Here is a 25,844-nt window from a genome sequence, read left to right on the forward strand (position 1 = left end):
ATTTCAAATTTTTAACACTTAACAATAGCATTTTTGATAGCATGAAAATTAAATGTTTACTCCTTACTCTTACATCATTGCTAATGTTTGGGTGTGCAAGTGCACCAGAAGAAAGTGAAGACGCATCAATATCAGAGTACCAACAGACAAAACTGATGACGGAACAGGTGAAAGAAACATCTTCTGAGATGGAGAAAGATTTTGGTTGGCTCTCATTTGTCGATGCTAGTGAAAAATATATTCCAGTAGAAAAAGCCGATGGTTATCTGCATTTTTACCCTAGCGATAGTCAGTCTGAAATATCACAACTTGATGGGTTTGCCGTCTTACGTAATTTATCTGCAAGCGCTGGTTTTAAAGTTAATAGCGATAAGCTAAACAACGAAATGAAGGATCAGCTCGATAAGGTTGCAGAAACTTATTTTAAGCGAAGTAAGTCGCATGATAAGCAGTTGCTAGTTGTAACTGGGCATACTGATGCCTCGGGTGATTGGAACTACAATATTAATCTCTCATTGAGAAGGGCGATTTCTGCGGCAAAGTACCTTGATAAATTAGGCGTACCAGCAGACTCAATTGTCTTAATTGCTGGTGGACCTGATTATCCTTTAGTTGATAACTCATCAAGAGAAAATAAAGCAAAAAATCGTCGAGTTGAAATTTTAATTACTGCAGACGAATCATTCGTTACTCATTTATACCGTAACTATCATTGTGGTGGTCAGTTGTGTCAAGCTCGCTCGATGGAAATTTGGGCATATAGTCGAACACATAATATAAGCAGTGATTTGCGTCACCTGCCAAGCCTTATGGGTTTCAGAGAAGAACTGATGTCTACTCCTCCACAAAGGAACGGAATACAAGTAAGGCGTAAATTTAGAAAAGCGCCTTATGCTTCATATATATATAGAAAGTTTGATATTACACAATATATTAGCGAGTAAAAGGTTGAAATAGCACGTTATGCAAGAAATGAAAGCTGACATTGATAAGTTTATGGCCCAGAGACCTCTTGAAGGTGCAATTTTATCTAAGGATATTAGCCAGGATATTCAGCGCAAGGTGCGTGAAGAGGTGGATTCAGCTGAACAATCAAGTCTAGTAGTAACTGATCATAATGATCATACGAATGGGATGCTGTCAGTTATTCGCGACCCAATTGAGCACATGGGCCGTTGGGTTGCTGAGCTAAATGGGCTGCAGGCTCGTTTGCGTAAGCATATGGATGAATCGTCATTAACTGCCAAGGATACAGAGCACCAACAAGTCTGTAATACTAAGGCTGGCGAACTTTCCAAGAAAGAACTTGCTTATATCCAAGAAAATGGTTATCAAGATGCCAAAGATGAGCTGGAAAAAAGCAAAAAACTTTACGATAAAATGTTCAATGCCGCTGGAGGTAAGCCGCCCAAGAAAGTAAACGCTGCAGTTTACGCTATGGGTCTATTAGTGCCGAGTGTACCTGAATTTTGGATGAACTACGAAACATTGGGTACCTTGTTAAACATTCCTCTATTTGCATTGGCATTGGCATTTGTTAGTGCGACTGTTACAGCTGCCGCAGCCCATTTCCATGGCAAGTTTCTTAAGCAACGGCTTGAATTATTAGGCCCAGATATTGAGCCTCGCGAAAAGCGCCAGCATTATCGTGTCCAGTTTTTTGCTTGGATAGCTTTTATCTCGATTACAGTTGGAATCTTGGCTGTTCGTTATCAAGCGATTGCCCGTGAGTTAGCTGAAACTGTTATTTGGGATACCGGTGCACCTGCAGAATCAGCATTTACCATTCTTTTCCCATTTATTATTTTCGCGATAGCACCATGGTTTATTAGTATGTTTTGTGCTTATGCACTAAATGATGCAAAACCATCATATCAAGAAGCCCAGAAAAACTTCCATCAAGCACGTGCTCACTTTAATCGCCTTGATAAAGGTATGCAGAAAGAATTGCAGCAGGTTGAGCGAAAGTATGCACGTCAAATTGAAGAGCTAGCCAACGCCCAAGAAGCAGAACGAAATGAGATGCAAAAAATTGAGCGCTTGCAAGATATTCTGGCGACTCATGCTGATGGGGTAATGGTTCAAGCACAAAAAGAAATTAACCGTAATCTTCAAACATACCATAATAATTTGGTGATGCAGTTAAGAGCCAAGAATATGGAAGACGTGAAGATCGGTGCTGAAATGCTTGATCTGCAAACTTATTACAAACGCGATATTAAAATTAGTAAAGAACAACTATTGGGCATGGTAGCTTAACAATATGAAGATGAAAACGATTGCAGCATCTATGGCGCTGGCATTGACGTCACCTGTGTTCGCATCAAATATGATCAATACTGGTGGTTTCGATGTAACGAAGTATTGTTTAGAAGATGGCTCACCACGACAAACTTATCTCGTTATTGATAGTTCGGTAATTGCCAAGCAAGATCGTAATTGGGCAAATGATATTCTACAAACATTGCCACCATCGTACCTTCCAAGTGAAGAAGTGGGTGTTTACTATATTTCTGAAAGAGGGAATGTTTCTCACGTCTTTACGTCGTGTTACCCAAATGAAGATGCCTTGCCTGAAGGTGGCCTGTTAACAGCTAGGCCTGACAGGGTTGTAAGAGATGATTTGCCTCGCTTTACTCGTCTAGTTCAAACTGGGTTGGCTGAAGCGATGAAAGCGAGTACTCATGATGTGCCACCTACATTTGCTGACAACGTTCCAAATAAAGATCTGGCACGTAGTTTGTTCCAAGTCAGTAATGATATCCGACTAAATGGTACACCAATTCGTCTTGTGGTTTACTCAGATGGTGTTCAGAATTCAACAGATACACCATTGTCATCACTGACTGACACGGATTCAGCGCAGAAGGCCGCGGTTGAACTAGCACGTAAACATCATGCTAATTTCAATAATGCTACAGTTTACTTCCACGGTATTAATTCTACTGGGGTAAGCAATGCTCACATGGAAGATTTCTGGGAGAGTTACTTGCAGGCAAGTGCTGGTCACTTGAAGAGTTATGCGGCTGGCTTACCAGGGATGAATCGTCCAGAGTACAATATGCCTTCTATTTCTGAGAGTTTCTCGGGGACGTTAACCTCGCAAGGGATCGAGACTCTATTCAGCCTTCGTGTCGAGCGACCAAAAGGGCAGAGCCGTGGTGAAATTAATCAGGCATTCGCGAGCTTGAATGGTCACGGTATGCTCTTGAAAGGAACGTTTGATTCAAACGGCAAGGATATTGAGTATAAACTTGAGATCGTTCAGCATCATCCAGATATACACTTTGAAGCGGGTGATAGCCTTGTGATCAAAGACAATGGTAAAGTTGCTTCTGGCTTTATTGGTGATTTAAACCCATCAACAATGCTTGATGAAACAAATTCACGCTTTCAATTTGATGTTGAGCTGACTAAAGATAGCTTTATTCGTTTCTGATAAACTGTCTAGTTATTTCATAGTAAGACAAGGCCTCCAATAACTGGTGGCCTTTTTATTTGGCAAAATAATTTTTTAGAGTTAAAGCATATACCAATCTGGATAAGTCGTTGATCTATAGGTTGCGCAGGAAAAATAGTTGTTATCAAGGCAGATATTGCAGTAACTAGTGGCTCTAATTACAAAATATCTAACGCAGAGAACAGCGATTTTAACCTGCAAGACTGATCAAATATTTATGTAGGTTGGTATTAAAAAAGCGCCCCGACTTGTCGGGGCGTTGCTTATTGATTTAAGCCTTTAAATATTATTGGTCATAGCTCGCTTCACGAGCTTTGGCTTCCTCATCCCATTTAGGCACAACGGTCTTCAAGAAGTCTTCCTTCTCTTGGTTCATTGCATCCATATCCATGCCTAGTGCTTGCTGAGCTTTTAGCTTGGTAGAGATGTCTGGGATTTCAACTGGATCGGTAATGCCTTTGGTTGCTAGTAGGCGGACCACATTAGCACGGGCGTCAGCAGCTTTATCTAGCGCAGTACCGAGAACGCGTAGGGCAACTTCTGGTGCATGCATGTGAACACCGTGAGAGGCAATTGCGTAGTCCCAGCGCCATTGCGCGTGGCGAATATCGGCTAGAATTGGCTTCATTTCTTCCTCAGTAGCCCCTGCATCCCATGCTGCTTTTGCTTCGAAGTGAGCGGCAACAATTTGCTTCTCGGCACGAAGTTTCATTTCTAGCACTTGTGCTTTACGAGTAGAAACGATGCCTTGCAGTGTTGCTTTGTCTTGAGTATGACAGTTGGCACAAGTATCTTCGAAACGGTCAAACGGGTTGCCGATCTTGTGATCGGTAAAGACGACGCCGTCTTCGTTCTGTACCTTCGGCATGTGACAGTCGATACACGTTACGTTGTTCTTGCCGTGAATGCCGTCGCGCCATGTTTCATACTCTGGGTGCTGCGCTTTGATCATTGGAGCTTTAGAAAGGCCATGCGTCCAGTCGCTAAAGCCAATATTATCGAAGTACACCTCCATCTCATCAACGCCGGTTCCCATATCCCATGGGAATTTCACTGCGTTCTTGCTTTCTTTTTGGAAGTAGTATTCAACGTGACACTGGCCACATACCTGCGCTTGCTGGTCAAGGCGAGAGCCATCTTCAAATTTCTTGCCAATCGCTTCCATCGCACGGGCGGCGTATGGACGTGACAAGGCGAGGGCTGGCTTACCTTGCTTGAAGTCTTCGCTATTAGTATTGTGGCAGTCTGCACAGCCAATGGCGTTGTTGATCTCTGAACCTAAACGGGCCCATTTACCGTCGAAATAGCCATCTTCACCGCGCTCGTCAATGACTCGGGCAACGTCAGGGCTCTTACAGCTCCAACAGGCCATTGGCATTGGGCCAGAGTTTTCGTCTTGTGGGCCGCCGGTACGTAGGGTTTGGCGAACGTCCGTTACTGCATAGAAGTGGCCACGGGCTTTGTTGTAGTCTTTGGCAAAGCCATAGCCAGCCCAAAGGATGACCATATTAGGGTCGCCTTCAAGGGCATCTTCGATCTGTTCGCTTTCTTTGGTTGTTTCCCAGGTTTTGTATTGGTCTGCATGGGCAGCGGCAAAAGCTTCGTTGCGTGCTTCAATTCTTTCTTTTTCAGCGGGTTGCTCAGTAGCAAACGCATTGCCAGAAAGAAATATTGCAGACAGTAATGCTGCAACAGCGGCAGTATTTCTCGTCCATTTATTACTCACGATGTGCACTCCATAATTCTTGTTGTAAGTAGAGCCAAGCGTTGTGAGAGCGGCTTTCGATGCAAACAGAATTAGAGTTCTAAATAAGAATATCAGAAAGGGGAAATAACGAGATAAAAGAGATTTATTTTTTGTTTTGGATCAAAAGTTAAAAATAAATAACGCGAAGTAGATTAACAATTTACGCATATAACCCTAAAGGGGTATTTACATAACCCTTTGTGATTACATCGGGTTTTGTTCTTAATGTTATTTTAAAACAACACCTTAGCATGACTTTGAGATTGATCTAAATCAGGAAATAACCATATTCAATGCTACTTTTGGTGTATTTGTTATTTGTCGCATATTTTCACACCTTGAAATATAGTTTAATAAGTTTGTTGAGCGTTGTGGCTTAAAGTTGATGCAAATAAGAATTGATTTCAAATGCAATGGATTATTAATTGCGGAAATCAAACGGGCACTATTGTGCCTAATTTGTAATATCAGCACCGGTTACTTTTTGAAATTAAAAGTAATTGTGGACGATTAAAAGGTGAAAAATGGGCAATCATAAAGTAGCCCTGAATAGCATGTTGACGTTGTTTGTCGCTATGTGTATTTGGGGTTTCTCAATCAATGTTGCCGCAGACTCCCAGAGCACAGAAGCCACAGCAGCCAACCCTTCTGTTACTACTTCGGAGTCCGGCAGGCATGTCGTCGAATTCAACCGGGACAGGGATTACGCATGTACCCAGTGTCATAAAGATGAACAAGACGTTCTTAAAGGTGCGCACAGCACCGCTATTAATCCGCACACAAATCGTGATGTGACTTGCGTCGATTGCCACAGCAATGTGGGTAACGATCACCGTAATGGCGCATCAGAGGTAACGAAATTTGCACCAGCACAATCTGTAGCTGGTAGTGAAAAGCCGGCGGCTGATGTTGCTTGGATCACTCAGCAAAACGAAACCTGTGTGAATTGTCATGAGCCAGAGAATCTGCGTGAAGTGAATTGGACACATGATGTTCATGCGCTCGATCTCTCGTGTGCTTCTTGCCATAACATCCACCCAACGTCTGATCCAATGAAAGGTATCGAGAGAAAGCCAAGAATCAAGCTTTGTGTCGATTGCCACTCTGATCAGATAAAAGAAAAAGAGTAGGGGAGAGATTATGACGTGTTCAAGACGTAACTTCCTGGCTGGTGCCGGGGCTGTCATCTTCACTACTGGGGTGGGAGCCTCAAACTTAGTGGGCCGTAAATCTTTGGCGGCTACTATGGAAGATGGTGTGAAGCGTTACGGTATGGTCCATGACGAAACCTTGTGTATTGGTTGTACGGCATGTACTGATGCCTGCCGTGAAGTTAATAATGTGCCTGAAGGAGTCTCGCGACTGGAGATCGTCCGCAGTGAGCCACAGGGTGAATACCCGAATGTTGACTATCAGTTTACCCGTTTCTCTTGTCAGCATTGTGATAACGCTCCATGTGTTCATGTCTGCCCAACTGGAGCGGCCTATAAGGATGACGAAACGGGCATTGTTGCCGTGGATAACTTTAAGTGTGTCGGCTGTGGCTATTGCCTAGCCGCTTGTCCGTATCAGGTGCGCTTTTTCCATCCGGAAACCAAGTCGGCAGATAAGTGTGACTTCTGTCGTGAAACCAACCTTAAGGAAGGCAAGCAGCCAGCTTGTGTGGAGTCGTGCCCAACCAAGGCACTGACATTTGGTGACTTGAATGATCCAACGAGTGAAATCAGTCAGATGATCACACAGAAGCCGGTTTACCGACAAAAAGTCGAGCTCGGCACCCAGCCTAAGCTGTACAAGGTGCCACATGGAAAAGGGGAGATAAAAGGATGAGTACAACATTTGCAGATGCCTTTTATTTTGACTCGCTGGTCTGGGACTGGATCATTGCGGTCTACCTGTTCCTCGCTGGGATGTCAGCCGGTGCCGTCATGATTGCCATCTACCTAAAACGTAAGGTGATCGAAGGGTATCCGGCGAGCAATGGTATTATCAAGGCAACAGCGATTCTGGCTCCATTTGGGATCATTGTCGGCTTGTTGATTCTGGTTTTTCACCTGACCAAGCCGTGGTCGTTCTGGAAGATAATGATCTTCTATAACCCAATGTCAGTGATGTCGATGGGTGTGGTGCTATTCCAAGTATATATGGTTGTATTGTTTGCTTGGATTGCCATTATCTACAAGAACGAACTGCTGGCATTGCTGGGTGATAGATTGCCGATTGTCGGTAAGGTCATGAAGGTATTGGGGCGCTTTGAAAACAGTATTGAGCTGTTCTTGGGCTTCTTGGCATTGTTACTGGCAGCCTACACCGGCTTCCTGCTATCAGCGCTACAAACCTACCCGATGCTGAATAACCCTGTATTGCCTATATTGTTCCTGTTCTCGAGCTTGTCTTCCGGTGCGGCCGCTTGTTTGTTGTTTGGCGTAGTGTTCTTCAAAGAGTCGGCGAAGAGTGCGAGTGTCAGCTGGGTTCACAAGTTTGAGCGTCCGGTGGTGATGTTTGAGTTGTTCGTTATCTTTGCTTTCTTCTCCGGTTTGTACTTCGGTGGAGGGCAAAGCCAGGTAGCAGCACTGTCGGCGATCGGTGGCGGTTTCTGGGCCAGTTGGTTCTGGTACGGAGTGATCGGCATGGGGATGCTGGTGCCATTGGGACTGAATGCGGTTAGTCCTGCCGGTATCAAGCACAACAAAGCCTTCATTATGCTGGTGACCACACTAAGTTTGATCGGTGTACTGATGCTACGTACGTTTGTGCTGTATGCTGGGCAAATGACAACCTTATAGGTTGTGTAACAAAGAATAGAATCGCCACAGTTAACGCTGTGGCGATTTAGTAACAAGGAATATAGATGCTCCCTGAAGTTGGACATTTTTCGTTAATTCTCGGTATGGTGTTTGCCTTGCTTGGTGCCACTGTTCCTGCAGTAGGATTAGTTAGAAAGGATTCATACCTTACTCGCTACGCTTGGCCATTAAGTTATGGCGCCTTTGGTTTTATTGGCCTATCGATTGTCTTGTTGGGCGTGAGTTTTGCGCTGGATGACTTTTCAATCGCTTATGTTGCTCATCACTCCAATACCCAACTACCGATTTTCTTCAAATTAGCTGCTGTATGGGGGGGGCATGAAGGGTCATTCCTGTTTTGGTTATTTTCCCTTACCTTGTGGGCAGCCTGTGTTGCCAGAGCATGCCGGAAATTGGATGAAGCCTTTATTGCAAGGGTACTCATAACCCTATCTGGCCTGATCCTCCTGTTTAGTCTGTTTGTTTTGCTTACCTCAAACCCGTTCGAGCGGTTGTTCCCGACCCCGCTTGAAGGGCGTGATTTAAATCCGATGCTGCAAGATGTCGGGCTGATCTTCCACCCGCCAATGCTCTACTTGGGTTATGTCGGTTTCGCGGTCAGTTTTGCTTTTGCTATTGCGGCGTTAACGGGCGATCACGGTAAAGGTGAGTGGGCGAAATGGAGCCGACCATGGACGCTGGCTGCTTGGGTATTTTTGACTGGCGGTATTGCACTGGGCTCTTGGTGGGCATATTACGAGCTAGGTTGGGGAGGCTGGTGGTTTTGGGACCCGGTAGAAAACGCCTCTTTGATGCCATGGCTGACCGGGACAGCGTTGATCCATTCTTTGATGATCACTGAATACCGCAAGGCATTATCAGGCTGGAGTTTATTGCTGTCCATCGCGACCTTTTCCCTCAGCTTGCTCGGCACCTTTATTGTTCGATCCGGTGTATTGACGTCGGTTCACGCTTTTGCTGTTGACCCAACTCGCGGTGTGACCTTGCTGGCCATGCTGGCATTAATCCTTATTGTGGCCTTGTCACTGTTTGCCATTCGATCGGGTCGTTACTTTGTTGCCGTCAAGTTTGGGTTCTTTACCAAAGAAGCCATGTTTATGGTGGGTAATAGCTTATTTGTGGTCGCGATGTTAACCGTGTTGCTGGGAACATTTTATCCATTGATATTCCAAGCATTAGGCTTGGGCAATATTTCGGTCGGCGCACCGTATTTCAACTCGATGTTTGTCCCGATGAGCTTTATCTTGTTCCTGTTTATGGGGTTAGGTGTCGTCGTACGTTGGCATAAGGTTGGGTTGGATGATGTGATCACCCGTTCGTTGGCACCAATGTCGGTATCCATTGTATTGGGGGTGGCTCTTTCGGTGATGTTTGAGCGAGGGGTGAACATCACCGTGTGTTTGGCATTCATGACTGCGATTTGGATTACCTCAAGCGCCGTCCAGGCGATGTATATTCGAATCCATGCAAGACGTGCGAAAGGTATGAAGGGGGTTGTATGGAAGCAGGCGGCGATGGTCGTTGCCCATACGGGGGTTGCGGCAACAATCATCGGGGCGACCTTGGTCAGCTTCTATGATCAGGAAATCAGCAGCAAAATGGGGCCGGGAGACAGCGTCACCCTCGATCAGTACCATTTTACCTATCAACAGACAGACTTGTTGGTTGGGCCGAACTATACGGCAGAGCAAGCGAATATCATTGTGACCAAAGAGGATGCGTTGATTGCGACTATCCGTCCTGAGCGTCGCCACTACACCGTGCGTACTATGAATATGAGCGAACCGGGTATTGCTTGGTTTTGGCATGGTGATATCTATATTACGCTGGGCGAAAAGCTCAACCGTACTGACTATGCGGTTCGAATCCAATATAAACCCTATGTACGTTGGCTTTGGTTGGGCAGTATTTTAATGATGATAGGTGGGGTCATGGCGGTGTTTAGCCTCGCGAGTCAACGAGTGTCGCACAAACAGCTGCAGCCTAAAATAATTGAAACGATAGTGCTTTGGAAGTAATGCTTTGGAAGTCATGGTAAGGAACGAGTGGTAGGCAAGAACCAATGGTGTACATGAAATGAAAGGGATTAGCCGTTATCTTCCGCTAGTTGTTGTGGTGGTGATGCTTGTGATCATCAGTTTGGCAATGACATTCAGTCAAGAAGGGCATGCTCCCAAGCTTGAAGAAAAACCGATGCCAGCTTTTAGCTTGCAGCAGTTGGATTCCTCCGTTGCCGCTGATGAAACACTATTTATCGGAAAATTGCAGTTATTGAATGTTTGGGCTTCTTGGTGTGCTGTTTGTAAAAGTGAACACGGGTTCCTCATGAAGTTAGCACAACAAGATGAGATGTCGATTGTGGGGCTTAATTATCGCGATAACCGTCAGTCGGCATTGCGTGAGCTTACTCAGAGCGGCAACCCCTATCAAGCGGTGCTGTATGATCCTAAAGGTTCACTCGCATTAGATTTGGGTGTATATGGAACGCCGGAAAGTTATTTGATCGACAGCCGTGGCATGATCCGGTACCGCTATCTGGGTGCATTGGATGAAGGCGTATGGTTGCGGGAATTCGTACCTGTGATCGAGCTTTTGCAACAGGAAGAAGTGCAACAGGAAAAGAGAACGAATGGGTAAGGAAGTGATTTGTCGAGTGAAGTTATTGCTGGTGGTTATCAGCATGTATTTATTGGTCGCGAGCGTACCAGCAGTTGCAAAAACAGACCAAATTTTTGTAGCCGCAGATGCGGAGTTGGTCGAGTCTGTCGAGACTTTCCAGTTTCGCTCCCGTGCTGAACAACGGCGGGCTATAGAACTATCACGTCGCTTGCGTTGTCCTCAGTGCCAGAACCAGAATCTGATCGAGTCTAATTCGCCGGTGGCGAAAGACCTGAGGCTCAAGGTCTATCATATGGTCAATGCTGGAGAGAGTGACGACGATGTGATTGAATATATGACCTCGCGATTCGGCGACTTTGTGCTGTACAAACCACGTTTAAACCCGCAAACCTACCTGTTGTGGGGAGGCCCCTTCTTATTGCTTGGTTTATTTGGCTCAATTATTTGGGTGACCATTCGTCGCCAAAAACGCAATTAATATAAATGATAAATTTTTGTTAATTGCTTGAAAGGGGAATAAACGATTTCATCAGGCTGTCATTTATATTATTAATAAGTGTGTGCCTTCGATCTATAGATAAAAATATAAGTTTTACTTTTTCGTTAAATGCTAAGTGTATCTTTCAGTTTTTCTTAAGTTACAAATGATAACACTCTGTTGGGTATTGGTATTTTTTGCTACCTCCTTGTTGTTGTATTGTTCTTGAATCGATCTGCGTTTGTATATACTCATTAAAAGTTACATTTATTTACAGTGAGCGTACTGATAAGATAAAGATGGATAGATAGTGTCTCTGGATTAATGTTTTTCTTTATCAAATAAATCGGACGAATATGTCTATATCAGTTTACGAAACAAGCAAGATGCATGTTTCTATAGGCGAAAAGGAAGTTATTAAGACCTTTAAAAAAAGGCCTGGTTATAAAAAGCGCTTTAAGCGAGAAAAAAAGGCTCTTCAGCGATTAAAAGGGGTCGATGGCTTTCCTCAACTTATTAGCCATCGCAATAGTACCGTTGTTATGTCCCGTGTTGCTGGCGGTAACCAAGACCAACTTTCCACTCAAAGTCTCAAAGAACTAAGGAAGCTGGTAGATAATATGTTGGAAGCAGGTGTTGCGCGTCATGCAATTCCTGAACGTGACCTTCTGATTGATAATCACAAAGTGTCTATGGTCGATTTTGAGCGAGTAACATTACGTCGTCACCGTTTATCACCAGGCTGGCTACTCGCAAAAAAAGTCACTAAGTTTCATTTGTTTAGATTAATATCTAATCATAACAGAGAGTTACTCTCTGAAAGTGAAAAGAAAGAGTTAGACACATTCACAAACGTTAGAAGTAAACTGCAAAAACTGAAGAAAGTACGCACTTCTGTTCGTAAAGTGGTGAGGTCGAAAAGTAAGGCTGGAAACTATACGAAAAAGTTCGAGAGTGGCAACTCAAGTAAAGACTAGACAGTTATGATGGCAGGAAAAATACTGTAGTCAGGGGAATAGCAGCTTATTTTTATTATCCTTTGATAGTTATTCTGATTTAGTCAATATAAATAGCAAGGGGGACTTAATGAGTTCCCCTTTTTTGATCATTTATCCGTGTTATACCAATCTTGATAAGTCGTTGATCTATAGGTTGCGCAGGAAAATTCGCTGTTATTAAGGCGGAGGTTGCAGTAACTAGAGGCTCTAATTACAAAATATCTAACGCAGAGAACAGCGATTTTAACCAGCAAGACTGATCAAATATTTATGTAGATTGGAATAAATAGTATTTGATTATTACGGGCAGCCCGCACAACATATAAGCATTATTTTGATGTAAATGCCTTTTGTGAGATGCTTAATAATTACATTGTATGTGGCTGAAGTATATAAGGAGGAAAAAGTGCTAAAGGCTATTCATCATGCTGCAATTATCTGTTCTGACTATAGCCGGTCCAGAGCATTCTACGTTGATACTCTTGGCTTAACCGTGCTGGCCGAGCATTACCGTGAGGCGAGGGACTCATGGTAATTGGATCTACAACTGCCAGATAAAAGCCAGATTGAGCTGTTTTCGTTTCCTAACCCGCCACAAAGACCCAGCTTCCCAGAAGCGAGGGGGCTGCGCCATTTAGCATTCGTGGTGGACTCGGTTGAGCAAGTCGTTGGTTATCTTGAATCGAGAGGAGTAGAGGTCGAGCCAATCCGGATTGATGAATATACAGGAAAAGCATATACGTTCTTTCAAGACCCGGATGGGTTACCGCTAGAGCTTTACCAACCTACATAAATACTTGATCAACTACTTATCCAGATTATTACTGTTGCCACGGTAAAGAAGGAGCCGCCTGCCAAGTATCAACGCTGAACCAGCGACTGCAAAATAATCTTCTAAAACTTGTCAAAATGCAGGCCTTTGTTGTGATGTAAGGGCTGCATCTTCAATTACGCTTTAATAACAGTTCGAATAAATATAAAGGTGGCAGTGTGAAAATTGCTTTTTTTGGTGAGTGTATGGTTGAGCTTAGTGGCCAACCACTACAACGGACGTTTGGCGGCGATACGCTTAATACAGCGCTGTACTTGTCACGTTTGGGCACGAGCCGTGATATCGCTGTCAGTTACGCTACGGCCTTGGGTGTTGATAATATCAGTCAGGACATGTTGAATGCTTGGCAGCATGAAAATATCGAAACGTCGATGGTATGCAAATTGAAAAATAAGCTACCGGGTCTGTACTTAGTTGAAACCGAGCCGAGCGGTGAGCGTCATTTCCACTATTGGCGCAACGATAGCGCCGCTAAATTTTATTTTGCCAGTGATATATCACCGCTTGAGAAAGCTATCGAAAATCATGAATTCGATGCCTTATATATCAGTGGGATCAGCTTGGCGATTTTGGCTGATGATGCTAAAGCGACCTTGATAACCTTGCTGGAAAAACACAAAGATAAAGGTGGAAAAGTCTTATTTGACAATAATTTCCGTCCTCAATTGTGGACCACAAAACAAGCCCAGTATTGGTATTCACAAGTTCTGCCGTTTGTCGATATTGCATTGATCACTGAAGACGATGCTCACTTAGTTTGGGGACAGGTTGATATTATTGATTGTTGCCAATCCTTCGGATGTCAGGAAGTGGTGATCAAACGAGGTAGCGAACCTTGTCTGGTCGTTAGCCAACTGCAATCTGCCGATCCGCATGAGTCTTACATCGCGGCCAACAAAGTGGATAAAGTCATTGATACCTGCGCGGCCGGGGACTCCTTTGCTGCTGGGTATTTGGCTGGTCGCTTAAGTGGTGGCAGTGAATCGGCATCTGCAGAATTAGGGCATCAATTAGCTTCAATTGTTATTCAGCATCACGGTGCAATTATCCCGGCAGATGCAATGAACGATTTAATGTAAAAGATTTTAGGAAGAAGTGGGCGAATTAGTGAGTGAATAACTGGGGTATCTCGCCTCGAAATTGTATCTGTCAGTTGCCCACCTGTGTTGGCCTTTTTGCTTGCAGCGCATATAGCAAAGTGATCGGCTTCTGCTGCTATCAATTTTTCTAATTCAAACCAGCAATTGATGGTATTCCATACGGAAGAGGTCGTTTTTTGGCTTGATGTGTTGGAAATTGTTCAGTTGACGCAAGTTATTGCATTTTTGTTTGACTCATCCCTGAAAATCAGTAAATTACACCTCCGTACCGCAACGGCATTGGCCGAAATCAAGTGGTAAGAAGAAAATTGATGGCGCGTTGGCAGAGTGGCTATGCAGCGGATTGCAAATCCGTGGACCTCGGTTCGACTCCGGGACGCGCCTCCATATTCAGGTTTTATTGCCTTGTTGGTGGTAGCAACCGAACAAACTGCCGAATAGGTGAGTTTGCATAATTTGGCGCGTTGGCAGAGTGGCTATGCAGCGGATTGCAAATCCGTGGACCTCGGTTCGACTCCGGGACGCGCCTCCATACTCAGGTTCTGTTGTCTTGTTGGTGGCAGCAACCGAACAAACCGCCGAATAGGTGAGTTTGCACAATTTGGCGCGTTGGCAGAGTGGCTATGCAGCGGATTGCAAATCCGTGGACCTCGGTTCGACTCCGGGACGCGCCTCCATATTCAGGTTCTGTTGCCTTGTTGGTGGTAGCAACCGAACAAACCGCCGTATAGGTGAGTTTGCATAATTTGGCGCGTTGGCAGAGTGGCTATGCAGCGGATTGCAAATCCGTGGACCTCGGTTCGACTCCGGGACGCGCCTCCATATTCAGGTTCTGTTGCCTTGTTGGTGGTAGCAACCGAACAAACCGCCGTATAGGTGAGTTTGCATAATTTGGCGCGTTGGCAGAGTGGCTATGCAGCGGATTGCAAATCCGTGGACCTCGGTTCGACTCCGGGACGCGCCTCCATCATTGAAGGCCTAGCGGTAACGCTAGGCCTTTTTGTATGTACTCATCCAGCTAACTCGATAAAGTTATTGACCCCAAACAGGCAAATAAGCAACCCGCCTAGTAATTGTAGATAGAAAGGAAAGGTGATGCTGTCATCATCCTTGAAGGCAAAGCCAGAAAGGGCAAGCAGGCACTGAACGATTAAGCTGCCCAAAAAGATGGCGCCAGCTAATTGCATGGCAAAGATTAAATCGACTTGCTCGGTAGAATGACCTTCATCATTTCCATAGCTTCCCCTCACTGATACCCACCACCTCAATGGTTGTGTTATGGGTGGTTTTATTTTAAATATAGTCACTGATGTAAATGATGTGCTAGAAGAAACAACATGATATTTAGCAGTTTATAATCGATGAGATAGTAATAGTGAGAGAGTACGCGAGACAGGAACTGTATGAATCCCAGATGCTGGTAGGGCAGCATCTGGGAGATAGAATTGCGGTTTACTTGTTTGAATCTTCCTTACGTTTTATCGGTTGGTCACCGATGGTCGTTTTTCCTGGGCAGATTTTTTTCACTGGACACTTTGGGCATCCCCATATTGCAGCATATGGACACAGTGCCATTTCTTTACTTTTCTTCGACATTGAATACCTCATTGCTTTTTATTGCGATATAAGAAAACTGGGCCGTTGAGAGCCCAGTTTTTATTAACACATTGATCACTTCACTAGTTCAGCGATCACTAACTTGCGAGTAATTTTTTCTTGAAGATTCTCAGGCTTGTCGAGGCCAACACGTTTAAGCAAAATGTCTACATCATGGCCTGCTTTCGGTGCAGACAAAGATTGAGCGATAGCTTTTAGCTTGCCTGTTGGTGTTGAACACTTAGACTTCAACGCTTTTAGCGCTTTGCCCAGTTTCAACTCTTGCTCGGTAAAGCTACAACCAAATGGGAATGGGCCGAAAATATCTTGGTCGGTGTACTTCTTGTAGAAAGCTTGAATGGCTTCTGGGGTGTTGTTGGTGAACTCTTTCGGGATTTGGTAATCCTTAGCCACTTTCCCCGCCGCTTTAGCTTCGTCTAGAAGTTGCTGTTGGAAGCGTGAGTCGGCAATTTTGATCAACTCTGTGTATACCACATGATCAGGCTTGCTTCGCAGGTTAGCAATACCGTATTCGGTTACCACAATATCCCGCAGCTGGCGTGGGATGGTGTTGTGACCATAGTTGAATAGGATGTTCGAGCGCAATTTGCCTTTGCGGAATGAGCAACTGCGGATTTTGATGATAGAGCGTGACTCGCGCATTTGCCCAGACTGGGCGACAAAGTTGTACTGTCCACCAACACCACTGACGACTTGGCCGTTTTCAAGTGCATCAGACACAACTGAGCCATCCAGTGTCACCATCATACCTGAGTTCATAAAGCGAGCATGTTGACGCTGCGCTTGTTTTAGCTGTTGGTTGCCAAGGAAGTGATCGTACAAGTCATTGACATAATTCACACTGGTCATGCAAAACTTGTCATGATCTTCCTGAGTGAAGTTATTCAGTTCTTGGTAGAAGTCTTTCGGACCAATAAAGAAAGCACCGTGCATGACCGTACCACCTTTGAGGCGTTGGCCTAGTGCGTATTTGGTGATCCATGCCAGAGCATCTTCGTCTTGGATGTTGGCTTTACTGGTTCCGTCATTGGTGACTAGCTTACCGTCAACGTACTCAACGTTGTTGTTGAAAATACCAAAGCGTTTCAGGTATACCACATCTGCAGCAGTTAACTCGGCTGAAATCGCCTCTCGCTCTAATAGTGCGAGCAATGTGATTGCAGAGACGTCATGGCTAATCAGCCCATCATTGAGGAGGCGTTGAATCGTGAGATCTTCGAATACTTCGCGCTTTAAGATCCCAGCCCGGTAAAGGTGCACAAAACCATCGACCATCAGTTCGCTACAGCCGTAAAGCCCTTTTTCGAATACGCCGGTATCTCCCACTTCTTTACAGATAGGGAATTTTTCGTAGATATTGAGCTCAGATAACATCTTGTTGTAGATGCGGTTTTTCTGGTGGCGTACCAAGGCACTATAGCTAAGTGCGCTACTGAGCGAACCAATCCCAACCTGAAGCGTACCGCCGTCTTTGATTAGAGCGCTGGAATAAAGGCCAATCATATGATCTTCAGCTGAGATGCTGGCATGAGGCGCGGCAAACAGTTGGTAGTCTTTGTGATCTGGCAGGATATTGCCATCCAAGATGAAATCAAATGTAGAGCTAGCCACTTCAGCATGATTTTGCATGAATGGCATATTGCTGTTTACCTCACCGATAATGGCGATATTTCGGCCTTGTGCATTTAGCTCTTCGATTTCAGGGATAAAATCCAACGCGAGATCTGAGTTACTGCATAAACTGTAGGTCGTTACGCCGTCGATAGTGCGGGCGGCAACCAATTGACCGATGACATTAACACCTTTATCAAGCAAGTCACGAACAGCGTGGGTGTAGTTAGTCGAGGTGTAGTTCTGCTGTTGTGGCGAGTTCATGAAGCTGCCAGCTTTGAAGAAGAACTCGCTGATGGTGACATTGCTTGGTACTTTGCCTGCACGAAGATCCATGACGTAATCGATGTCTGGCACATCAGCAAATTCACGGGCAACAAAAGGTTCTAGGAAGCCGCGCTCAATTTTACTTTTGCCAACGGGTTTCTCAAGGGTGATCCCAGTTTCGATACGAAGATTGATACTCGGGTCTTTCTTGGCTCGTTGATAAAGCGCATTAACAAAGCTTACTGGCTTGCCGATAGCAAGCGGGGCACCCAACACAATATCCTTACCCACAGTTGCAATTATCTGATCAACCATTTCATCTGGTGTGGCAACAACAGTAGCGGGAGCTTGTGTGGTGTGTACAGACGTTTCAAGGGGTGGGGTTGGGAATGATGAATCGTTGATTTCTAAAACTGACATAGTGCATTCCTTGTTCGATGTTATTCATATAAGTTCTTATTGTTGTTATCTCCCCATTGTTACCCCTGAACTTAGAGCGTTCACTCTATTTTTGGACAAAAAAGCCCCAAAATTTTCTCGTTGTCCTGTTTTGGGACTTTTGTCACGCGTATGCGCAATGAGTATTGTTAGTGTATCGGTATGCGCTGAAGTTATTGTTTTCAGAAGTGGAAAGATGTGTGAGCGACTTTCCAACTCCTTCCTTGAATTAGAAAGATTGATCTAATTTTCCTTGGTAGGGTTGAAGCATCGAGTATTCCCAAGTTATTTGGGTACTACATCTCTCTGATTTGTTGAGGATAAAATGATGATTAACCCTAAAAAACTTATTGGTAGTGTTAAATCGGCCACCCAGATGGGTGAATCTTCAGTTCGCACTGTGATTTGGGCTGGGCTTGGTGCATACAGCAAGGGTGCCGAGCAAGTCGGTATGGCGCAGCATATGATGACTAAGCAACTGCAAGATTTGGTTTCTAAAGGCAGTGAGGTGGAAACTGAAATGGTTGAGCGTATTCAAGATACGAAGCGCGGATTGTTCGGCCAGGCTGAATCGCAATTTAATCGCGGCTTTAATGCAACCTGCGGTATTGACCGTGATCGTATGAGTAACTTTGAGAAGAAAGTCGATCACCTACAAGATATTGTAGAAAAACTGGCTGCAAAGTAACGGATTGTACACATTAAGCGACAATGGCAAAGGGACAGACCTTGATTGGTGGTGTTAGCCCCACAACGTGATTAACGGGCAGTTAACGTTATCAATCAGACCATGCCAAAACGCAAAAAAGGAAAAGATTTATGCCGAGTTTGTCTCTGCTGGATTTCAGCTTCATTGCCTTTGAAACGGCAAAAACCCCTATGCATGTTACTGGCTTGGTTATTCTTGACCCACCCAAAGATCATGCAGGGACTTACGCCCAAGAACTTTACGCCAGTTTTTTGCAGCAGCCAGAAATGGTCCCGCCATTTAACTGGAAGCTCAACTGGTCACTGACGGGCCGTCCAAGTTGGAGTACGGTCAATAACGTAAACTTGGAAGATCACCTTCGCATCACCATGCTTCCTTCCCCCGGCAACGAACAGCAGTTGCAGCAGGTTGTTGGTCGCTTACATAGCCAAGTACTGGATCGTAGCCGTCCAATGTGGGAAGTCTGGGTGATTGGCGGGCTAGAAAATAACCGAGTAGCGCTGGTACTGAAAGTTCACCATTCAATGGCCGACGGTGTGAAGGCCAGTAAAATATTTACGCAAAGCTGTGCAACATCGGTTGAAGAGTCATTCACTAAGCCTCTGTGGCAATGTGACTTGAGAAAAACACCGCGCCAACGCCGTGAGGAATCTCACCTAACCGATATGGTAATGAAAACGGCGGTGGCTGCCACCAAGCAGATCTCGTTGATCCCATCCATGTTCCGCTTGGGAAGTAAATTGGCACTCAAAGCAGTGAATCTCGCTGATTGTGATTTGAAGGTGCCATTCACTGCACCTAAAACACCGTTTAATCTGAGCCCTAAGCGTAGCCGAGCAGTTAGCCTCGGTCACTTCTCCATTTCTCAGCTTAAGCACATCAGTCGGATCACTGGGGCGTCAATGAACGATATCCTGTTTACCATCAGTGATATCGCGCTTAACCGCTATCTTAATGATCGTGCTATCCCTATCCGTAAGCCATTGGTAGCTATGATGCCTATCAATCTACGTTCAGCTGGGGAAGAAGGGAAACCTGGCAATAAGATGTCGATTGGTCATGTTGAGCTAGGTAAACAGGGTTTATCACCGCTTGAACGCCTGGAGTCTATTCAGCATGCAACCACGGATCTGAAAAATGAAGCGCTGAATATTTCACCGGATGCGTACATCAATTACTCGTTATTGGTAAATGGTGTTTCTCTGTTCAGTGGTAAGTTCGGTCTGAATAATTTTATTCCACCTGCTAGTAACCTGTTGATCTCCAATGTTCCTGGGGCCAAAGAAGAGCTTTATTTCATGGGGGCCAAGGTGTGCGAGCAGTACCCAGTATCATTGCTGATGCCGGGGCAGACGCTGAATATCACCTTCTTCAGTAACGCTGGCATGATGTACTTTTCGCTGGTGGCGTGTAACCAATCGCTACCGGGCTTTGAGGTGATCACGGACTACATGTGTGATGCGTTTGCTGAAATCGAGCAAGAAGTGATGGAAACGGCTGCGCAGGCAGTTGCCGAGCAGTTGGGTTACCAGCATGATGAGTCATTAGCGGTCGAGCTTGCTGTTGAAGCGGCCCAGGAATCTCTAACTCCAGAAGATGATGAGTTTGAGCAGCTTTATCAGCAAAAACAGCGTAAAGTTGAAGAGCTCGAAAAACAACTGGCAAAATTGACTGAAATGCTATCAGCAACGGTTGAGATTAATCCGGAAACGCCGGCTAAAAATCAAGATGAGCTGAACAATGCTCCGAAAGCCACAACGCAAAAGCGAGTGGTTAAGGTTAGAAAAACCAAGAGCGCTAGCTAGTTCCGTACTGCTGTAAGATGAAAACTGAAAGCTAGGCCAGTGTAAATTGGCCTAGCTTTTTTCTATCTATGGGGACCAGCGAGGAACGTTAGCAACCTGATATTTATACCAACCTACATAAATATTTGATCAGCTTTGCAGGTGAAAATACTTGATCAACGACTTATCTAGATTGGTATAAGGTAACAAAAAAGGCCGCATAGCGGCCTTTTTTGTCAGGGAGAAGCGACTTAAGCGTAAGCTGCAGCCAGTTCGCCAACTTTGTCTACATACTGCTGCATTGCAGTATCTGCGTCCATACCTTTTAGTTTTTCCCAAGCGTCGTATTTTGCGCCGCCCTTGAAATCAAACATACCTGGACGCTTGCCTTTAACGTCACCGTCAGTGGCTTGCTTGAACAGAGAGTAGAGTGCGAGTAGCTCGTCGTTAGATGGGCGTTTAGTCAGTGCTTTTACGTCAACTTGAGCTTGTTCAAAACTCGCTTTTAAATCTGCCATGATGTGTTCCTTTACTTGTTCCTAGCCAGCACGAAATAGTGTGCCGAGATAATTGATGAAAACTCTAATTATCCAGTCAATGGATTAGAGTAAACCATTAGGTTTATGAATTAAGAGAACGCTAGTAATAGCTTTATTCCTTTAACATATACATATTCACACTGGTCTGAGCTCTTGTCTTGCATTAAATGCAAAAAGTTTAATATGGATCACTTTTTATTTTCACCAAAAAAATAAATGCTAACTTGTACTGTATTTGTCTACAAAGAAATAAACTACACTATGATTAAATAACACTTAAAATTAGATGACAAAGACTGGGTTAAATAATTGGCTGGCTGATAAAGGATATTGCATTGAGGGAATGTTATGTATGACTTCATTATTGTAGGGGCCGGCTCGGCAGGATGCGTGCTTGCAAATCGATTATCATCCGATCCGTCTATAAAAGTCTGCCTTATTGAGGCTGGCCCAAAAGATAGTAGTCCGGTGGTTCATGTCCCTCTGGGTCTTATAGGGATGATGCACTCGAAGAAAATGAACTGGCGCTTTTATACCGACCAAGAACCAAACTTGAAAAGCCGCCAGTTGTTCTGGCCGCGAGGCAAGACGTTGGGAGGCAGTTCATCCTCAAATGCCATGTGTTATATCCGCGGCCATGCCAGTGATTATGATGAGTGGGCGTCGCTTGGTAATCGAGGTTGGAGTTTCGCTGACGTGTTGCCTTTCTTCAGGAAGTCCGAAACTCAAGAGCGTGGTGGAGATGATTATCATGGGGCTGATGGGCCTTTGCATGTCTCTGATCTTAGGATAAATAATCCGTTGTCGGATGCCTTTATCAACGCTGCTGAGCAGGCTGGCCATCGGGTTTCAACAGACTTCAACGGTGAAGAACAAGAAGGGGTGGGCTACTATCAGGTCACTCAAAGAAATGGTCAGCGCTGTAGTTCGGCAGTGGCGTATTTAAGACCGGCAGAACAGCGCCCGAACCTGACGATTATTACCGATGCAACAACCACTAAGGTACTGATTAAAGAGGGTAAAGCGTTTGGTGTTGAGTACCAAAAAGAGGGTGAGCTGCAACAGATCACGGCAAAGAGAGAAGTCATATTAAGTGGGGGGGCGATTAACAGTCCTCAGTTACTGATGCTATCTGGTGTCGGTGATCGTCAAGAACTGGAAGCACACGGTATTGAAGTAAAACATCACTTGCCGGGAGTCGGTAAGAACCTTCAAGATCACCTTGATGTACTGGTGGTGACTCGTGAGCGCACCTTTCATTCGGTCGGTTTTTCGCCTGTTGCGTTAACCCGTTCAATCAAAGGTCTTTTTGATTATCTATTGTTTAGAAAGGGGAACTTCACTACCAATATTGCTGAGGCGGGTGGTTTTGCTAAGACCTCTCCCGAGCTTGATAAGCCAGATGTCCAGTTTCATTTCTCCCCTTGTTATCTAGATAACCATGGCTTGAACCTCTGGCAAACCATCAAGCATGGTTACTCGCTACATGCTTGTAATCTGCGCCCGAAAAGTCGTGGTAGCTTGGGGTTGAACAGTGCCGACCCGTTGGCGCCGCCACGTATTACAGCCAATTACTTAAGTCACCCAGAAGACATGGACGTGATGCTTAAAGCCATCAAGTTGTCACGACAAATCTTAAAGCAAGATGGCTTTAACCATTACCGTGGCAAAGAGGTATTCCCTGGAAAGGACGTACAGACGGATGAAGAACTGGCGGAGTTTATCAGACAAAAGGCCGAGTCAATTTATCACCCTGTTGGCACTTGTAAAATGGGGCATGATGCGCAGGCGGTGGTCGATGAGCGACTTCGCGTTCATGGGGTTCAAGGTTTACGGGTTGTCGACGCTTCGATTATGCCCACTCTAGTGGGGGGCAATACCAACGCCCCAACAATTATGATTGGAGAAAAAGCCGCTGATATGATCTTAAATGATATTTCAATTAAGAAATCAATCAAAGAAACAGTTAAAGGCTGTGTTGCTTAAGTAGGTAATGATAATAAATTGATTGGCACGGTGAAATTATTTTCATTGTGCCTTTTTATATATTATAAACATTAGTATGAATATTCTAATTTTATATTCTATTATAATATGTTGTTAAATTTCATTACCCCTCCTCTGTGTGCTTTTTTTAAACTGGATATACCAGTATCTATACCTGCTAAAATCGGTTGTTAATTCTAACCCATATGCTTAATATCAAACGATATAGAAGGAATGTATTTGAGGTAGTAATGATTTCTAAAAATGAATGGAGCGACAAGCTCAAAAGCCTCAAGGACGATATTTCTAGCAAAGTGATAGAAAATTCGGAGTTTGCCAAACAGCGTGTTGTCGATTTGCTTGAGCATGGATTACCGCCAGCACAGAGTGATGCGCTATTAGCAAGCTTCAATGGAATAGTTGGAGACCATTTGCTCCAAAGGAATAGCCGGTTTGCCATCCCTATGGTGTTTACTGACCATACCCAGCATCTAAGTGATGAACCCGAAGAACTGGAAGCTCAATTGCCAGAGGCGTCGAGTCGTATTGTGTTGTGTGTCCATGGTTGGTGTATGGCTGATAAAGGTTGGATCAGGAAAGGGCATGATCACGGTAAGCAATTTATTAATGCTGGCTATTCAGCAATTTACTTGTGGTACAACACAGGTAATCACATCTCCTTAAATGGTGAAGAGTTTGCCTATCGGTTAGAAAAATTGCTGCAGGCTTGGCCGTGCGAAGTCAAAGAGTTGGTGATTATTGGTCACAGCATGGGGGGACTGGTAACCCGCAGTGCTTGTTACTATGCAGGGCTCAACCAGTTACAGTGGCTGAACGTACTACGTACATTTATCACCCTAGGGACACCGCACAATGGTGCACCGTTGGCCAAGGTCGCCTGTTGGATCGACGAACAAGTCTCAGGTACACCGCAACTGAAGTTTCTCAAAAAATTGGGTGAGATCCGCAGTAGCGGTAGTAAAGATCTCAGTCGAGGCTATATTGTTCATGAAGACTGGCAAGTTCCTGATATCCCGGTGAAGCAACCTGATCAAGACAAGGCCGTGGGTACCGCGCTTATCCAGCGTCCTACGCTACCGGATAGTGTCCAGTGCTACGCGATTGCGTCTTGCCTTGGAAAGAATATCGAGGATGAGAATAATCGCCGCCTCGGTGATGGACTCGTCCCTGTAGCAAGTGCATTGGCTAATAGCTCGAAAGGTGTACTGGCTCTGAATTACCCTGATGATCATAAGTGGGTTGTTGGAGGAGTGGACCATCTCGATTTGCTCAACCACCCTGCCGTGGCAGCAAAAGTGAGTGAGTGGGTACTCAAGCATACTGTTTAACGTTATTGAATTACTGCCATTCATTCATCAAGGGATTTACATATAAGGTAAAGCATATATAATGCTTTCCATATGTAATTCACTTGCCGCGAGTCACATGAAACGTATTTTATTTTTATGTACCGGAAACTCAGCCCGCTCTCAATTAGCCGAAGCCACAATGAGGCACATGGCGGGCGAGCATTACGACGTTGTTAGTGCAGGGATGGCGCCAGAGGAAGTAGACCCTCGTGTATACCGTGTATTGGCTGAGCGCGGCATTAATAGCGATAATTTGAAAAGCTGTTCTGCAGTAGATCTTGAAGGACAGCATTTCGATACGGTTATTACGCTTTGTGATAAAGCCAGTAATGAATGTGCTCTGTTTCCGGATTCAGACGCACTTCTTCATTGGGACTTCAAAGATCCCAAACCTCAAAGCGGTGATCAACCTTTCCGCGATACACTTGATGGCTTAGAAGGTCGGATTACTTTGTTCTTGATGCTTAATGGGCAAGATCAGGACTCGGTAATTGGTCCCGTTGAGCTGTTTAAAATTCTTAGTGATCCACTTCGCCTCCGTATTCTGATGTTAATTGAAGATGAACAGGCGCTCACTGTTGGTGACTTGGTCGACGTGCTTGATGTTAGTCAACCGAAGGTCTCTCGCCACCTTGCTTTGCTGCGCGATGGCGGTGTATTGGAAACCCAGCGGGAAGGGCAGTGGATCTTCTATTATTTAGCCAAAGAGCTTCCGATCTGGATCCGCCATATACTTGCAACAGTGAGAAATGGTAATTCCGGTATGATCAATGGCGAGAAGATAAAGCTCAGCCAGCGTAGTGAGCGAAAAAAGCCGGGCTTTAGCAAATTGAGCTAGGCATCTAGCATTCGATGATTATACAAACGCTCGGTCGTATGACTTAGGTTGGTGTGACCGAGCGGTTGATGAGATTAATTAGAACTAAGTTACTTATTTATAGGTGCAAATATGTCAAATACACACCCGTTCTGGACGCTGCCTTTAGAAGATAGCGGCACACTGCTACTAACCCCATGTCCAGGCACAAAAGAAGTATCACTGCATGATTCTCTTGTGCAATTGAAAGAAGCCGGCGCAACCGCAGTATTGACGGCATTGGAGCCTGAAGATCTCCCTGAGGGGGGCTTGGAGGCTTTGGCTGAAGAATGCCGTGGCCTAGGTATGCGTTGGTTCCATCTTCCAATTGAAGATGACTGCGCACCGGAGGCGCAATTTGATGCTAACTTCCCTGAAGCCAATAAAGCAGCTCAGGCTATTTTAGATAACGGTGATGCGGTTGCTGTTCACTGCATGGGTGGTTCAGGCCGTACCGGTTTGATTGCAGCACGTATCATGCTATCTCGCGGTGCAGAATTAACCTCTACGATTGAGAAGATCCAAGCGCTGCGCCCTGGAGCTTTCCAGCGTCAACCTCATATTGACTACATCCAGCAATACAAGTAAACCCGATAGTCATAATACATCTAATTTAATGCCCTGCA

22 protein-coding genes, 5 tRNA genes and 1 pseudogene are annotated in these 25,844 nt (G+C 44.9%); 23 read left to right on the plus strand and 5 right to left on the minus strand.

Annotated features, from left to right (window positions below; all coding sequences use genetic code 11):
- The first annotated feature begins 41 nt into the window (after window positions 1-41).
- From ACVA53_RS16315 to ACVA53_RS16325, 3 genes are read left to right on the plus strand one after another with little or no spacing between them, the layout of a single operon-like run.
- Window positions 42-944 (plus strand): OmpA family protein, encoded by a 903-nt coding sequence (locus ACVA53_RS16315; protein WP_446505668.1) that lies wholly within the window; start codon window positions 42-44, stop codon window positions 942-944.
- Between the two features lie 19 nt (window positions 945-963).
- Entirely contained in the window at window positions 964-2,259 is a 1,296-nt protein-coding gene (locus tag ACVA53_RS16320) for a hypothetical protein (RefSeq protein ID WP_255041678.1), read from the plus strand.
- A gap of 4 nt (window positions 2,260-2,263) precedes the next feature.
- Window positions 2,264-3,439: a hypothetical protein gene (locus ACVA53_RS16325; RefSeq protein WP_255041677.1), complete on the plus strand. Its 1,176-nt coding sequence runs from the start codon at window positions 2,264-2,266 to the stop codon at window positions 3,437-3,439.
- 307 nt (window positions 3,440-3,746) lie between these two features.
- Here ACVA53_RS16325 and nrfA read toward each other — a convergent pair whose 3' ends face one another.
- A complete protein-coding gene (gene nrfA / locus ACVA53_RS16330; RefSeq protein ID WP_255045282.1) occupies window positions 3,747-5,186 on the minus strand; it encodes an ammonia-forming nitrite reductase cytochrome c552 subunit in 1,440 nt (479 codons plus the stop codon).
- A gap of 545 nt (window positions 5,187-5,731) precedes the next feature.
- On the opposite strand from nrfA, the gene nrfB reads away from it, so the two are divergent.
- From nrfB to ACVA53_RS16400, 14 genes and pseudogenes are all read left to right on the plus strand, one after another.
- Entirely contained in the window at window positions 5,732-6,337 is a 606-nt protein-coding gene (nrfB, locus tag ACVA53_RS16335) for a cytochrome c nitrite reductase pentaheme subunit (protein ID WP_255045280.1), read from the plus strand.
- Between the two features lie 10 nt (window positions 6,338-6,347).
- Window positions 6,348-7,037: a cytochrome c nitrite reductase Fe-S protein gene (gene nrfC, locus ACVA53_RS16340; protein WP_446505669.1), complete on the plus strand. Its 690-nt coding sequence runs from the start codon at window positions 6,348-6,350 to the stop codon at window positions 7,035-7,037.
- On the plus strand, window positions 7,034-7,993 hold the full coding sequence (nrfD, locus tag ACVA53_RS16345) for a cytochrome c nitrite reductase subunit NrfD (protein WP_255045278.1): 960 nt from the start codon (window positions 7,034-7,036) through the stop codon (window positions 7,991-7,993). The genes nrfC and nrfD overlap by 4 nt, the downstream gene beginning before the upstream one ends.
- Window positions 7,994-8,058: 65 nt before the next feature.
- On the plus strand, window positions 8,059-10,032 hold the full coding sequence (locus ACVA53_RS16350) for a heme lyase CcmF/NrfE family subunit (RefSeq protein WP_446505670.1): 1,974 nt from the start codon (window positions 8,059-8,061) through the stop codon (window positions 10,030-10,032).
- A gap of 58 nt (window positions 10,033-10,090) precedes the next feature.
- Entirely contained in the window at window positions 10,091-10,651 is a 561-nt protein-coding gene (locus tag ACVA53_RS16355; protein ID WP_446505671.1) for a DsbE family thiol:disulfide interchange protein, read from the plus strand.
- Window positions 10,644-11,111: a cytochrome c-type biogenesis protein gene (locus tag ACVA53_RS16360; RefSeq protein WP_255045274.1), complete on the plus strand. Its 468-nt coding sequence runs from the start codon at window positions 10,644-10,646 to the stop codon at window positions 11,109-11,111. The genes ACVA53_RS16355 and ACVA53_RS16360 overlap by 8 nt, the downstream gene beginning before the upstream one ends.
- Before the next feature lie 356 nt (window positions 11,112-11,467).
- Window positions 11,468-12,088, plus strand: coding sequence for a hypothetical protein (locus ACVA53_RS16365; protein WP_446505672.1), 621 nt, complete (start codon window positions 11,468-11,470; stop codon window positions 12,086-12,088).
- A 427-nt stretch (window positions 12,089-12,515) separates the two neighbouring features.
- A pseudogene (gene gloA2, locus ACVA53_RS16370) lies at window positions 12,516-12,902 on the plus strand (SMU1112c/YaeR family gloxylase I-like metalloprotein).
- Window positions 12,903-13,126: 224 nt separating this feature from the next.
- A complete protein-coding gene (locus ACVA53_RS16375) occupies window positions 13,127-14,020 on the plus strand; it encodes a sugar kinase (RefSeq protein ID WP_373689594.1) in 894 nt (297 codons plus the stop codon).
- A 334-nt stretch (window positions 14,021-14,354) separates the two neighbouring features.
- A tRNA-Cys gene (locus ACVA53_RS16380) sits at window positions 14,355-14,428 on the plus strand.
- Window positions 14,429-14,499: 71 nt separating this feature from the next.
- Window positions 14,500-14,573, plus strand: a tRNA-Cys gene (locus ACVA53_RS16385).
- A 71-nt stretch (window positions 14,574-14,644) separates the two neighbouring features.
- Window positions 14,645-14,718 (plus strand) — tRNA-Cys (locus ACVA53_RS16390).
- A gap of 71 nt (window positions 14,719-14,789) precedes the next feature.
- Window positions 14,790-14,863: transfer RNA gene (locus tag ACVA53_RS16395), tRNA-Cys, on the plus strand.
- A 71-nt stretch (window positions 14,864-14,934) separates the two neighbouring features.
- A tRNA-Cys gene (locus ACVA53_RS16400) sits at window positions 14,935-15,008 on the plus strand.
- 43 nt (window positions 15,009-15,051) lie between these two features.
- Here the strand turns inward: ACVA53_RS16400 and ACVA53_RS16405 are convergent.
- The 3 genes from ACVA53_RS16405 to ACVA53_RS16415 all read right to left on the minus strand — a co-directional run bounded on the left by ACVA53_RS16405 (window position 15,052) and on the right by ACVA53_RS16415 (window position 17,956).
- Window positions 15,052-15,291, minus strand: a complete 240-nt coding sequence (locus tag ACVA53_RS16405) for a hypothetical protein (protein WP_446505673.1) — start codon at window positions 15,289-15,291, stop codon at window positions 15,052-15,054.
- A gap of 202 nt (window positions 15,292-15,493) precedes the next feature.
- Window positions 15,494-15,637 carry a hypothetical protein gene (locus tag ACVA53_RS16410; RefSeq protein ID WP_446505674.1) on the minus strand — a complete coding sequence of 48 codons (144 nt, stop codon included), beginning with the start codon at window positions 15,635-15,637 and terminating at the stop codon, window positions 15,494-15,496.
- Between the two features lie 75 nt (window positions 15,638-15,712).
- Window positions 15,713-17,956 (minus strand): acetyl-CoA hydrolase/transferase C-terminal domain-containing protein, encoded by a 2,244-nt coding sequence (locus ACVA53_RS16415; protein ID WP_446505675.1) that lies wholly within the window; start codon window positions 17,954-17,956, stop codon window positions 15,713-15,715.
- Between the two features lie 346 nt (window positions 17,957-18,302).
- Between ACVA53_RS16415 and ACVA53_RS16420 the strand changes: the two genes are divergently transcribed.
- Both ACVA53_RS16420 and ACVA53_RS16425 read left to right on the plus strand, forming a co-directional pair.
- A complete protein-coding gene (locus tag ACVA53_RS16420) occupies window positions 18,303-18,662 on the plus strand; it encodes a phasin-related domain-containing protein (protein ID WP_274137221.1) in 360 nt (119 codons plus the stop codon).
- A gap of 131 nt (window positions 18,663-18,793) precedes the next feature.
- The gene (locus tag ACVA53_RS16425; protein ID WP_446505676.1) at window positions 18,794-20,488 is read left to right on the plus strand and encodes a wax ester/triacylglycerol synthase family O-acyltransferase; all 1,695 of its coding nucleotides are present in this window, start codon (window positions 18,794-18,796) and stop codon (window positions 20,486-20,488) included.
- Between the two features lie 230 nt (window positions 20,489-20,718).
- Here ACVA53_RS16425 and ACVA53_RS16430 read toward each other — a convergent pair whose 3' ends face one another.
- Window positions 20,719-20,985, minus strand: a complete 267-nt coding sequence (locus tag ACVA53_RS16430) for an acyl-CoA-binding protein (protein ID WP_446505677.1) — start codon at window positions 20,983-20,985, stop codon at window positions 20,719-20,721.
- A gap of 369 nt (window positions 20,986-21,354) precedes the next feature.
- Here ACVA53_RS16430 and ACVA53_RS16435 point away from each other — a divergent pair, with 369 nt between their 5' ends.
- From ACVA53_RS16435 to ACVA53_RS16450, 4 genes are all read left to right on the plus strand, one after another.
- Window positions 21,355-22,992 (plus strand): GMC family oxidoreductase, encoded by a 1,638-nt coding sequence (locus ACVA53_RS16435; RefSeq protein WP_446505678.1) that lies wholly within the window; start codon window positions 21,355-21,357, stop codon window positions 22,990-22,992.
- 251 nt (window positions 22,993-23,243) lie between these two features.
- Complete coding sequence (locus ACVA53_RS16440) at window positions 23,244-24,341, plus strand: PGAP1-like alpha/beta domain-containing protein (protein ID WP_446505679.1); 1,098 nt, start codon at window positions 23,244-23,246, stop codon at window positions 24,339-24,341.
- A gap of 97 nt (window positions 24,342-24,438) precedes the next feature.
- Window positions 24,439-25,200, plus strand: a complete 762-nt coding sequence (locus tag ACVA53_RS16445; protein WP_255044872.1) for a metalloregulator ArsR/SmtB family transcription factor — start codon at window positions 24,439-24,441, stop codon at window positions 25,198-25,200.
- Window positions 25,201-25,311: 111 nt separating this feature from the next.
- On the plus strand, window positions 25,312-25,806 hold the full coding sequence (locus tag ACVA53_RS16450; protein WP_255044873.1) for a phosphatase domain-containing putative toxin: 495 nt from the start codon (window positions 25,312-25,314) through the stop codon (window positions 25,804-25,806).
- Window positions 25,807-25,844 lie beyond the last annotated feature (38 nt).

This window comes from Photobacterium sp. DNB23_23_1 (assembly GCF_052873815.1).